Below are 12176 nucleotides of genomic sequence, written 5' to 3' on the forward strand. Positions count from 1 at the left end.
TGCCATGACTCGCGGCAAATGGCTGGCAGCCTTGTGCCTGGTGCCCTTCGCCCTGTTCTTTATCGTGTTCGAAATCGCCCCGCTGGTCTGGGTGATGATCAACAGCCTGCAGTCGGAAGAGTTCGGCTGGGGCTTCGAAAACTTCAGCAAGATCTTCAGCTCGAAGTTCTATTTGCAGGCGATCCAGTACAGCCTCGAGATCAGTTTCTGGTCGAGTGTGTTCGGCATCATCATCGCCGTGCTCGGTGCCTACTCCCTGCGCCGGGTCGACTCGAAACTGCGCAACTTCGTGAATGCCTTCGCCAACATGACCAGCAACTTCGCCGGCGTGCCCCTGGCCTTCGCGTTCATCATCCTGCTCGGCTTCAACGGCAGCATCACCATCATGCTCAAGCAGGCCGGGATCATTCAGGATTTCAACCTGTACTCGAAAACCGGCCTGATCATCCTCTACACCTACTTCCAGATTCCTCTCGGTGTGCTGCTGCTCTACCCGGCCTTCGACGCCCTGCGTGAAGACTGGCGCGAGTCCGCCGCGCTGCTGGGCGCCAACGGCTGGCAGTTCTGGCGCCACATCGGTCTGCCGGTGCTGACCCCGGCGCTGCTCGGCACTTTCGTGATCCTGCTGGCCAATGCCCTCGGCGCCTACGCCACGGTCTACGCGCTGACCACCGGCAACTTCAACGTGCTGCCGATCCGCATCGCGGCGATGGTCTCCGGCGACATTTCGCTGGACCCGAACCTGGCCAGCGCTCTGGCCGTGGTGCTGGTGGCGTTGATGACCATCGTCACCGTTGTGCATCAACTGCTGTTGAAGAGGAGCTACCATGTCTCGCGCTGAATCCGGCCCGGCCGGCGTCTACCACCGCGTCGTGGTTTATCTGTTGTTCGCGATCCTGCTGCTGCCGCTGGTGGGCACGTTGATCTACTCGATCGCCAGCAGTTGGTCGGCAACCATCCTGCCCAGTGGCTTCACCTTCAAGTGGTATATCCAGTTGTGGAGCGATCCGCGCTTTCTGCACGCCTTCGGCCAATCGTTGCTGGTGTGCGTCGGCGCCCTGGTGCTGTCAGTGGTGCTGATTCTGCCGCTGCTGTTCGTGGTGCATTACCACTTTCCGAAACTCGATGCGCTGATGAACATCCTGATCCTGCTGCCCTTCGCGGTGCCGCCGGTGGTGTCGTCGGTGGGACTGTTGCAGCTCTACGGTTCCGGGCCACTGGCGATGGTCGGCACGCCGTGGATCCTGATCGGTTGCTACTTCACCGTGGCGCTGCCGTTCATGTACCGGGCGATCACCAACAACCTGCAGGCGATCAACCTGCGCGACCTGATGGACGCCGCCCAACTGCTCGGCGCCAGCACCTTTCAGGCAGCGTTCCTGGTGGTGCTGCCGAACCTGCGCAAAGGCCTGATGGTCGCGCTGCTGCTGTCGTTCTCGTTCCTGTTCGGTGAGTTCGTGTTCGCCAACATCCTCGTCGGCACGCGCTATGAAACCCTTCAGGTGTATCTGAACAACATGCGCAACAGCAGCGGCCACTTCACCAGTGCGCTGGTTATTTCGTACTTCTTTTTTGTGCTGGTCCTGACCTGGATCGCCAACATCTTGAACAAGGACAAAAGCGAATGAGCTATGTCAGCGTCCAGAACCTGAAGAAAAACTACGCCGGCACCACGGTATTCAGCGACATCAACTGCGAAATCAACAAGGGCGAATTCGTCACCCTGCTCGGCCCTTCGGGTTGCGGCAAGTCAACGCTGCTGCGCTGCATTGCCGGCCTGACGCCGGTCGATGGCGGCAAGATCCTGCTCGATGGCGTCGACATCGTGCCGCTGAGTCCGCAAAAACGCGGGATCGGCATGGTGTTCCAGAGCTACGCACTGTTCCCCAACATGACTGTTGAACAGAACGTTGCCTTCGGCCTGCGGATGCAAAAGGTCAATGCCGACGACAGCCACAAGCGTGTCTCAGAAGTGCTGCAACTGGTTGAGCTCAACGACTTCGCCGGCCGCTATCCGCACCAGCTCTCCGGTGGCCAGTGCCAGCGCGTCGCCCTCGCCCGCTCGCTGGTCACCCGTCCACGCCTGCTGCTGCTGGACGAACCGCTGTCGGCGCTGGATGCGCGGATTCGCAAACACCTGCGCGAGCAGATTCGGCAGATCCAGCGCGAACTCGGCCTGACCACTATTTTCGTCACCCACGATCAGGAAGAAGCGCTGACCATGTCCGACCGGATTTTCCTGATGAACCAGGGGAAAATCGTCCAGAGCGGCGACGCCGAAACCCTCTATACCGCACCAGTGGATCTGTTCGCCGCCGGCTTCATCGGCAATTACAACCTGCTCGACGCCGACGACGCATCAAAGCTGCTGCAACGGCCGATCAACCACCGCATCGCGATTCGTCCGGAAGCCATCGAACTGAGCCTCAATGGCGAACTCGATGCGCAGATCCGCAGCCACAGCCTGCTCGGCAATGTGATCCGCTATCGCGTCGAGGCGCGCGGCGTGGAACTGGTGGTGGACGTGCTCAACCGCTCGGCGGCGGATCTGCATCCCGACGGCCAGCGTCTGGCGCTTTCCATCGATCCGACGGCCCTGTGCGAAGTCGCTTGAAAGCAGCTGCACGCTTCGAGCTACAAGCCTCAAGCTGTAGACTGCGGCGAACCTGATTCCAATTCTTGCAGCTCGAAGCTTGTAGCTCGCAGCTGTTCTCGGAGAGAACCGATGGCCCTGGCAATTTTTGATCTGGACGAAACCCTGATCCACGGCGACTGCGCCACCCTCTGGAGCGAGCAGATGGGGCGTCTGGGCTGGGTCGATCCCGAATCGTTCATGCGCAAGAACAACGAGCTGATGGACGCCTACAGCCATGGCAAATTGCGCATGGAAGAGTTCATGGAGTTCAGCCTCGAACCGCTGATCGGGCGCACCCCGGAAGAAGTCGAGCATCTGGTCGGCCCGTGGGTGGAAGACTTCATCGAACCGATCATCTTCAGCGACGCGACCAAGACCATCGCCGCCCACCGCAAGGCCGGTGACCGGATTCTGGTGATCTCGGCCTCGGGCACACACCTGGTCAAACCGATCGCCGACCGTTTGGGCATCGACGAGATTCTGGGTATCGAACTGGAAGTCGCGCACGGCGTTTACAGCGGTCACACCGTTGGCACCCTGACCTACCGCGAAGGCAAGATCACCCGTTTGCTGGAGTGGCTGGACGCCGAGGAAGAAAACCTTGAGGGCGCGAGTTTTTATTCCGACTCACGCAATGACTTGCCGTTGTTGCTGAAGGTGGATTTCCCGCATGTGGTGAACCCGGATCCGGTGTTGCTGGAGCATGCCGAGAAGGCCGGCTGGCCGATCCACCTCTGGAAGTAAACATAGATTCAAATGTGGGAGCGGGCTTGCTCGCGAAGGCGGTGAATCAGTCAAGAATTTATCGACTGATACTCCGCTTTCGCGAGCAAGCCCGCTCCCACAGGTTTTCCGGTGTTATCAACTCAGGCTGTGATCAATCACCAGCACCACCTTTCCCGCCACCGTGTTGCTCGCCAGTTCGGCAAACGCCGCCTCAGCATCTTTCACCGGGAAAGCCTTGGCCAGTTGCGGACTCAACCGCCCTTCGGCAAACAGCGGCCATACGTGCTGCCCCAGGTCACTGAGCAGGTCCGCCTTAAATTGATCATCACGGCTGCGCAAGGTCGAACCAAGCAACTGCACACGCTTGGCCAGCACCTGCGCCAAGTCCAGTTTCGCCTCTCGCCCGCCCATCAACCCGATCAATACCCAACGCCCGTCGAGCGCCATCAGTTTGAGGTTCAGCGCGGCGTAAGTGCCGCCGACCGGATCAAGGATCACGTCAAACGGTGCGAAGTCGCGCAGACTCTCCAGGTCGTCGCTGCGCACCACGCCGCCCTGGGCCCCCAGCGCTTCACAGTAGGCCAGGCGCTCGGCAGAGCCGACGCTGACCCAGCACGGGTTGCCGAACGCCTTGCACAGCTGAATGGCCGCTGAACCAATTCCACTTGCTCCGGCGTGCAGGAGAACTTTCTCACCGGGTTTGAGCGCCGCCAGCTGAAACACATTCAGCCAGACCGTTGCATAAACCTCGGGTAATGCCGCGGCCTCGATCAGCGAGACGCCCTCGGGCACCGGCAGCACATGCCGCCCGTCGACCACCACTTCTTCGGCCATCCCGCCTCCGGCCAGCAAGGCGCAGACCCGGTCACCGACCTGCCAGGAGGAGCCGGCGCCGACCTCGCTGATCACCCCGGAGCACTCAAGACCAAGCACCTGGCTGGCGCCGGGCGGTGGTGGATAAAGCCCGGCTTTCTGTAATAAATCGGCGCGATTGAGGCCGGCTGCCGCCACGCGAATGCGCACTTGTCCTACATCACACGCAGGACTCGGCTCTTCAACCCATGCCACTTGACCTTCAACGCCTTGCAATGCCTTCACAGTGCCTCCATAGTGAGTCTGGACTGAGCCCGAAGCTGTAGCGCCGGGCTTTTTGCATTATGCGACCGGCTCTCGTAGAACCGGCGACTTCAAAGACGGCCTAATATGCGTTATCAATTGTCCCCGCGTCGAATCAGCATGAAGCATTTGCTCCCCAGCACCGCCCTCGCTCTTTTCATCGGTATCGGTCTTTTGCCGATGTCGGGCAAAACATTCGCAGCCAACAGCTGGGACAACTTGCAGCCTGATCGCGACGAAGTGATCGCCAGTCTCAACGTCGTCGAGTTGCTCAAGCGTCACCACTACAGCAAGCCGCCGCTCGACGATGCGCGCTCGGTGATCATCTACGACAGCTACATCAAGCTGCTGGATCCGTCGCGCAGCTACTTCATGGCCAGCGACATCGCCGAATTCGACAAGTGGAAGACCCAGTTCGACGACTTCCTCAAAAGCGGCGACCTCAACGCCGGGTTCACCATCTACAAGCGCTATCTGGACCGCGTCAAGGCGCGTCTGGACTTCGCCATTGCGGAGCTGAACAAGGGCGTCGACAAGATGGACTTCACCACCAAGGAAACCTTGCTGATCGATCGCAAGGACGCCCCTTGGCTCAAATCCACTGCCGAGCTCGACGACCTGTGGCGCAAACGCGTCAAGGACGAAGTGCTGCGGCAGAAGATCGCCGGCAAAGAGCCGAAGCAGATCCAGGAAACCCTGACCAAGCGCTACAAGAACCAGTTGGCGCGCCTGGACCAGACCCGTCCGGAAGACATCTTCCAGGCGTACATCAACACCTTCGCCATGTCGTACGACCCGCACACCAACTATCTGTCGCCGGATAACGCGGAGAACTTCGACATCAACATGAGCCTGTCCCTGGAGGGCATCGGCGCCGTGTTGCAGAGCGACAACGATCAAGTGAAAGTCGTGCGTCTGGTGCCGGCAGGCCCGGCCGACAAGACCAAGCAGGTCGCACCGGCCGACAAGATCATCGGCGTTGCCCAGGGCAACAAAGAGATGGTCGACGTGGTGGGCTGGCGCCTGGACGAAGTGGTCAAGCTGATCCGCGGCCCGAAAGGCACCGTGGTGCGCCTGGAAGTGATTCCGGCCAGCAATGCGCCGAACGACCAGACCAGCAAGATCGTGCCGATCACCCGCGAAGCGGTGAAGCTTGAAGATCAGGCCGTGAAAAAATCCATCCTGAGCCTGAAACAGGACGGCAAGGACTACAAGCTCGGCGTGATCGAGATCCCGGCCTTCTACCTCGACTTCAAGGCGTTCCGTGCCGGTGATCCGGACTACAAGAGCACCACCCGTGACGTCAAGAAACTGCTGACCGAACTGCAGAAAGAGAAAGTCGATGGCGTGGTCATCGACCTGCGCAACAACGGCGGCGGCTCCCTGCAGGAAGCCACCGAGCTGACCAGCCTGTTCATCGACAAGGGCCCGACCGTTCTCGTGCGTAACGCCGATGGCCGCGTCGATGTACTGGAAGATGAAAACCCGGGCGCGTTCTACAAAGGCCCGATGGCACTGCTGGTCAACCGCCTGTCCGCCTCGGCTTCGGAGATCTTCGCCGGCGCCATGCAGGACTACCATCGCGCACTGATCATCGGTGGTCAGACCTTCGGCAAGGGCACCGTGCAGACCATTCAGCCGCTGAACCATGGCGAACTGAAACTGACCCTGGCCAAGTTCTACCGGGTTTCCGGTCAGAGCACCCAGCATCAGGGCGTCCTCCCGGACATCGATTATCCGTCGATCATCGACACCAAGGAAATCGGCGAAAGCGCTCTGCCGGAAGCCATGCCGTGGGACACCATCAAGGCGGCGATCAAGCCTGCGGTCGATCCGTTCAAGCCGTACCTGGCGCAGCTCAAGTCCGAGCATGATGCACGCAGTGCCAAAGACGCCGAGTTCGTGTTCATACGCGACAAGCTGGCCTTGGCGCAGAAGCTGATGGAAGAAAAAACCGTCAGCCTCAACGAAGCCGAACGCCGTGCCCAGCACACTGACATCGACGCCAAGCAACTGGCGATGGAAAACATCCGTCGCAAAGCCAAAGGCGAAGAACCGCTCAAAGAGCTGAAGAAAGAAGACGACGACGCCCTCGCGGCAGCCGAGCCGGACAAGGTCAAGCCAGAAGACGACGCCTACCTGAGCGAAACCGGGCGCGTGCTGCTGGATTACCTGAAGCTGAGCAATCAGGTAGCCAAGAAGTAAGATGATGGCAATTTAGTGGTGGCGCTCCCCGGAGCGTCATCAAACAGTCATCATTCTGTCGTGAAATAAAGGACTGGGAGCGCCTCTTCAAGCAAGAGCGCTCCCAGTCCTTTTTTTATCGCCAGAGATTGCCATGACCACGACCGAACAGCTGAGTGCCTTGAGCTCGATCCTGACTCAAAGCGGTTTGCACAGTCTGTTCCAGCCAATCATCTGTCTCTCCGAACGCCGCATTCTCGGCTACGAAGCCCTGACTCGTGGCCCGTCCAACAGCCCTCTGCACTCGCCTATCGCGCTGTTCGCCGTGGCGCGACAGGCCGGCCGCTTGAGCGAACTGGAAATCGCCTGCCGCCAGTCTGCCTGCCGCCGTTTCAACGAGCAGCAACTGCCGGGCAAGCTGTTCCTCAACGTCTCCCCGGAATCCCTGCTCGAAGCGGCGCACCAGCCGGGACGCACCCTGCAGCTACTGCAGGATTTCGGCATACCACCGAGCCAAGTGGTGATCGAACTCACCGAACAGACACCGATCGACGATTTCCAGTTGCTGCAAACTGCGCTGCATCACTATCGCGCGATGGGTTTTTCAATTGCGCTGGATGACCTTGGGGCCGGCTATTCGAGCTTACGCCTGTGGTCCGAGCTGCGCCCTGATTACGTGAAGATCGACCGCCACTTCATCGACGGCATTCATCAGGATGCGTTGAAGCGAGAGTTCGTCGGCTCGATCCTGCAAATCGCCAAGGCTTCGCGAGCGCAGGTGATTGCCGAGGGTATCGAGTTGCCGGAAGAGCTGGCGGTGTTGACCGAAATGGGCGTCGATCTGGTACAGGGTTACTTGCTCGGTCGTCCACAGGAACATCCGCCGCGCGATGCCCGGGCCCTGATGCCCAAACACGACAGCAGCGCCGTCGCGTTGAACGACGAAGGCAGCGACCTCAGTGCCCTGCTCAACGACCAACCAGCCGTGCATCGCGACACGCCGACCGCCACGGTGCTGGAAGCCTTCCGCCGCCAGGCCAATCTCAACTCACTGGCAGTGCTCGACGAACTCGGCCAGCCGTGCGGCATCGTCCATCGGCATTCGCTGTCCGACGCGCTGCTCAAACCATTCGCCACCGACCTGTTCGCACGCAAGCCGATCAGCCGCCTGATGAACGACGACTTCCTCGCCGTGGAAATGAGCCAGTCGCTGCAGCAGGTCAGCCGCCTGATCACCAGTCGCGCCCGCCAGCGCATCGAAGAAGATTTCATCATCACCCTCAACGGTGGTTATCTCGGCCTGGGTCGGGTGATCGACGTGCTCAAACTGATCACCGAACTGAAAATCCAGCAGGCCCGCTACGCCAACCCGCTGACCCTGCTGCCCGGCAATGTGCCGATCCAGCAATGCCTGACCCGCCTGCTGCAACAGGGCCGCGAATCGATCATCTGCTACGTTGACATCGACAGCTTCAAACCCTTCAACGACATCTACGGCTACGGCCGTGGCGACGAAGTCCTGCTGTGCCTGGCGCAATGCCTGAACGAACGCGTCGACCCGTCCCGCGACTTCGTCGGCCACATCGGCGGCGACGACTTCCTCCTCGTCCTTGGCCCGGAAGACTGGCGCAAACGCCTCAACCAGCTGCTCGACGACTTCCAGAGCCAATGCCGGCGCTTCTATCGCCCTGAACACCTCGATGCCGGATGTTTCATCGCCCCGAACCGCCAGGGTGTGCGGCAGGAGTTTCCACTGCTGTCACTCTCCATCGGCGTCGTTCATCTGCACCCCGCAGCTTGCGCAGAACTGGATGCCAGCCAACTCGCCGAAATGGCTTCGCAGGCGAAGCATCATGCGAAGAATGTTCCGGGGTATAGCGTGCATGTGATTGATAGCCTCAACACGCCCGACCTCCAACCTCCACAACTAATCGGCCAACGCTAACGCCCCAGACGACACAAATCCCTGTGGGAGCGGGCTTGCTCGCGAAGGGGTCAGTAAAGTCACTCTAGACTCAGCTTCTAGTGCCGCCTACCACGTCACGATCATAAATATCAAAACAACACAAAAAATATGCGGGACTCGGTAGATAAGGCTTCGATGTTTCAGAATCAATGTACATAAAATCACTCCTTCGGATAAAGAGTAAATGGTACGTTTGTAATGGGATCGAACTTCATTTCGAACCCTCCCATATTGGTAATTAATCTAGGACTTTCTTTGTCCCGTCTATTTTGCTTGTAACCTTCCCCAGCGTCAGGAAGCCTCATCTTTACAACGTTGTCGCCCTTCCTACCCTGTCCTGGGAAGTCCGCGTTCAACCCTGGTGATTGCGAGGACATAGGCTTCACGCATGATTTCCCAACTGTAAAATCTTGAGCTCGGATTACTTCAGGGAGCGATCAACTGAACGTCAACTCCAGCCTATCCCGGCATTCAGATATTATTTTTTGAGGTCTGGAGGATTACAAGTACGTGTTTCAGCCACGTAATTCCATCCTGCCATTCGTGCCAATAACAGTAACTGCATCCCATCTCCCTCAATAAAAAATCTCGAATATCTTCTTCTGATAGATCAAGCGCTAATGCAGCTTCAGTTTCCTTTATTACATCCAGAATTACGCAAGCTTCAGAATCCGCAACGAACAATTTAACGACATCATCAGCGACATCAAATTCGCTCATCCAGTCCTCATGAAAATAAGCTCCGAGGAACTGAAATAGCTGAGGAAACTCTTCATTTGTCATTTACAAACCCCGTCAAAATAAAGTATCCGAGCGGCGACTTCACATCTCGCTGAAGCACTAATCTGATGCTAAGCAACGGCTCTAATTTGTCACTCTTTCGCACAACACCCACCCCTGCTGGGGCCGAAACCTTCTCATTGATAACAAACTTCTTCGTTTTGCCTTTTACAAAATCATCAATTTTCTTCTGATTATTCCTAATGACATTCGACAATGCGGCTTCAGCTTCAAATCTATTAGGAAATGTTGATGCGATAGGTATGTTTGGCTCTTCCTGTAGTCTAGCTCTCAGTTGAGCCTCAGACCTATCGACATGCTTCGCTATGACATGCCCACCTCGAGACTCGTGAGCCTCTAAACCACCGCCGGGGACTATCTCACTATATGGCCCATCAGCCTGTATTGCTCCTGGACACGGCGTGCAAGCCAACCCCAACGGATCCACCCACCCCGTCGGATTCGGCACATACCGATACTGATTCAGCCCACCCGCCAGCTTGATGGGGTCCGGCGTCAGATACTGCCCCAGCCTCGGGTCGTAATACCGGTGCCGGTTGTAATGCAGTCCGCTTTCCGCATCGAAATACTGCCCCTGAAAACGCAGCGGCTGATCCAGGTAGTCTTCGCCCGCCAGGGTGATCGCCGAGACTTTGCCGTAGGCGTCGTACTGCGCCGACCAGACGATTTCGCCGCTGTAGTCGGTGAGTTCCTGCGGGGTGCCGAGGTGGTCGAGTTGGTAGTAGAACGGGCAGGCTTTTTTCGGGCCTTTGCCGTCGAGCAGCGCCAGTGGGCGGAAGGTACCGGGTTCGTAGACGTAGCTGCGGTGGTGCGTCGGGCTGCTTTCGGCGACGAGGTGGTCGCCTTGCCAGAAGAACTCGGTGCTGACCCCGTCGACGGTCTTGCGGATGCGCCGACCGAAGGCGTCGTACTGGTAGGTCGCGGTGTTGCCGTCGGGACGAGTCAGGCCGATCAGGCGGTGCTGGCAGTCGTAGCGGTACTCGGTGACGAGTTGCTGATCGCGGCCACGACGTTCGCGGATCAGGTTGCCGAAGGCGTCGTAGTCGTAATGACGATCGCCCTGCATCAGCAGGCGGTTGCCCTTGATCCGGGTAGGGCCGGGGCGGTCCTGCATCAGCAGGTTGCCGGCCGGGTCGTGGGCGAAGGATTCCGGCAATTCGTCGCGCGAGTGACGCACACGAATCAGCCGGTCGAGGGCGTCGTAGGCGTAGGTGCGCTGGCCGTGGCGGGTGTCGGCAATGTGCTCCAGATTGCCGTTGGCGCTGTAGGCATAATCGCGGCGGTACAGCGAGTCGTGCTGATGGCCTACGACGTGGGCGAGTAAACGGCCCTGGTCGTCGTAGGCATAGTCGCTGCGCAGCAGGCCTTGTTGGCGTTGCTGTTCGCGACCCGATTGATAGATGTGGCTGGTCAGCCGTGCGCCGTTGAGGTCGATGGCGGTCAGCGCACCGCCCTTGGCGTAGTGGTAGTCGAGCGTGCTGTTGTCCGGCAGACGCTGGCGTTTGAGCTGGCCGCAGGCGTCATAGGCGTAACGCAAGGTGCCCCAGCCCTGGTGCTCGGTGATCAGCCGATCCTGCCGGTCGTATTCGAAGGCCAGTGGATGTTGCTGGCCGTCATCGACACCGGTTAACCGACCCAAGCGGTCGTAGTGGTAAGCCACTTCAACCCCGTCGGGCAGGGTTTTCAGCAGCAGGCGCCCGGCCGTATCACGCGCGTAAGCGGTGACCCGCGTCGAGCCGTCATCGCCGAATTCGGTCTTTTCCAGCAGATGACCATTGCGGTCATAGGCGTACGCGGTGCGCCGCCCGTCGAAGCCGGTTTCCTGTCGGATCAGTCCGGTGGGCGTGTAGTCCAGGCGGTACTTTTCCCCGGACTCGTTCTCGATTTCCGTCAGCAGCAGTTGCGCATGGTCATAGCGATACTGCAGCCGCGTGCCGTCGGGATTGATCCGGCGCGAGACCAGGTGCAGGTCGTCGTCATACTCGTAACGGGTGATGCGTCCGAGTTCGTCGCGCTCGGCGGTGACCTGGCCGTAAGCGCCGTAGCTGTAGGCGCGGGTGGCGCCGGTAGGCAAGGTCGTCTGGACCAGTCGGCCAGCGGCGTCCCACTGCTGGCGAGTGACAGCACCGTGTTCGTCGCAAGTGCTCGTCCGGCGCCCCAGCGCATCGTAGGAAAAGCGCCGCACGCCGCCGTCGGGCAGGGTTTCCTCTGTCAGTTGGCCGAGATTGTTCCATGCCAGCTGATGCCGACTGCTGTCCGGGTAACGGATCGACAGCAACTGCCCACGGGTGTCGTAGTAGTAATAGGTGACCCGTCCGTCGGGATCGACCGCCTCGGTGACATCCCCCTCGGCGTTGCGGCGCCAGGTCCACGTCGCCTCGCCGCGAGAACGGCGGTGCAGGAAACCGTTGCGGTACTCGTAGGACGTCGGCTCGTCCTGCGGCGGAAGCAGCGCCACCAAGCGTCCGACTTCGTCGTAGCGGTACTCGGTGACGGCACCGAGCGGGTCCTGCTCGGCGATCAGTCGCCCCGCAGCATCATAGGCCTTGAGATGCTCACCGCCATCGGCCTCGACCTTGCGCACCAGCCGTGCGCTGTCATCGTGGACGTAGGCTTCTTCAGTGCCGTCGACGTAGTGCACGGCGACGCTGCCGTCATCCGCCCAGACGTAACGCGTGTCCATCTGCGAGAACGACGCCCAGTGCCGCACGCAACGCGCGGCTTTGCCGGAACGCTCCCACTCCCAGA

General features: G+C 59.6%; 9 protein-coding genes. 6 read left to right on the plus strand and 3 right to left on the minus strand.

What is annotated here, in order from left to right; genetic code table 11:
* Window positions 1-4 precede the first annotated feature (4 nt).
* The 4 genes from U862_RS0127760 (at window position 5) to U862_RS0127775 (ending at window position 3379) form a co-directional block, all read left to right on the plus strand.
* Entirely contained in the window at window positions 5-841 is an 837-nt protein-coding gene (locus U862_RS0127760; RefSeq protein WP_177327382.1) for an ABC transporter permease subunit, read from the plus strand.
* A complete protein-coding gene (locus U862_RS0127765) occupies window positions 828-1628 on the plus strand; it encodes an ABC transporter permease (protein WP_003223125.1) in 801 nt (266 codons plus the stop codon). Before U862_RS0127760 ends, U862_RS0127765 begins: the two co-directional genes overlap by 14 nt.
* On the plus strand, window positions 1625-2614 hold the full coding sequence (locus tag U862_RS0127770) for an ABC transporter ATP-binding protein (RefSeq protein ID WP_025113382.1): 990 nt from the start codon (window positions 1625-1627) through the stop codon (window positions 2612-2614). The genes U862_RS0127765 and U862_RS0127770 overlap by 4 nt, the downstream gene beginning before the upstream one ends.
* 111 nt (window positions 2615-2725) lie before the next feature.
* Window positions 2726-3379, plus strand: coding sequence for an HAD family phosphatase (locus U862_RS0127775; protein WP_025113383.1), 654 nt, complete (start codon window positions 2726-2728; stop codon window positions 3377-3379).
* A 117-nt stretch (window positions 3380-3496) separates the two neighbouring features.
* On the opposite strand, the gene U862_RS0127780 is transcribed toward U862_RS0127775, so the two are convergent.
* On the minus strand, window positions 3497-4459 hold the full coding sequence (locus tag U862_RS0127780) for a zinc-binding dehydrogenase (RefSeq protein WP_025113384.1): 963 nt from the start codon (window positions 4457-4459) through the stop codon (window positions 3497-3499).
* Window positions 4460-4597: 138 nt separating this feature from the next.
* Here U862_RS0127780 and U862_RS0127785 point away from each other — a divergent pair, with 138 nt between their 5' ends.
* Both U862_RS0127785 and U862_RS0127790 read left to right on the plus strand, forming a co-directional pair.
* Window positions 4598-6682, plus strand: coding sequence for a carboxy terminal-processing peptidase (locus tag U862_RS0127785; protein WP_177327381.1), 2085 nt, complete (start codon window positions 4598-4600; stop codon window positions 6680-6682).
* 133 nt (window positions 6683-6815) lie between these two features.
* A complete protein-coding gene (locus U862_RS0127790; RefSeq protein ID WP_025113386.1) occupies window positions 6816-8606 on the plus strand; it encodes a bifunctional diguanylate cyclase/phosphodiesterase in 1791 nt (596 codons plus the stop codon).
* Between the two features lie 492 nt (window positions 8607-9098).
* Here U862_RS0127790 and U862_RS0127795 read toward each other — a convergent pair whose 3' ends face one another.
* Entirely contained in the window at window positions 9099-9410 is a 312-nt protein-coding gene (locus tag U862_RS0127795) for a contact-dependent growth inhibition system immunity protein (RefSeq protein WP_025113387.1), read from the minus strand.
* A partial coding sequence (locus tag U862_RS0127800; protein WP_025113388.1) for an RHS repeat-associated core domain-containing protein occupies window positions 9400-12176 on the minus strand: 2777 nt, incomplete at its 5' end. The genes U862_RS0127800 and U862_RS0127795, both read right to left, overlap by 11 nt.

It is taken from the genome of Pseudomonas sp. H1h (genome assembly GCF_000633255.1).
Taxonomy (GTDB): Bacteria; Pseudomonadota; Gammaproteobacteria; order Pseudomonadales; family Pseudomonadaceae; genus Aquipseudomonas.

What these genes read in the sequence shown, in the direction of transcription:
- U862_RS0127790 (WP_025113386.1), top strand. Translation starts at nt 6,816, where the DNA reads ATGACCACGACCGAACAGCTGAGTGCCTTGAGCTCGATCCTGACTCAA.
- U862_RS0127770 (WP_025113382.1), top strand. Translation starts at nt 1,625, where the DNA reads ATGAGCTATGTCAGCGTCCAGAACCTGAAGAAAAACTACGCCGGCACC.
- U862_RS0127760 (WP_177327382.1), top strand. Translation starts at nt 5, where the DNA reads ATGACTCGCGGCAAATGGCTGGCAGCCTTGTGCCTGGTGCCCTTCGCC.
- U862_RS0127795 (WP_025113387.1), bottom strand. Translation starts at nt 9,410, where the DNA reads ATGACAAATGAAGAGTTTCCTCAGCTATTTCAGTTCCTCGGAGCTTAT.
- U862_RS0127785 (WP_177327381.1), top strand. Translation starts at nt 4,598, where the DNA reads ATGAAGCATTTGCTCCCCAGCACCGCCCTCGCTCTTTTCATCGGTATC.
- U862_RS0127775 (WP_025113383.1), top strand. Translation starts at nt 2,726, where the DNA reads ATGGCCCTGGCAATTTTTGATCTGGACGAAACCCTGATCCACGGCGAC.
- U862_RS0127765 (WP_003223125.1), top strand. Translation starts at nt 828, where the DNA reads ATGTCTCGCGCTGAATCCGGCCCGGCCGGCGTCTACCACCGCGTCGTG.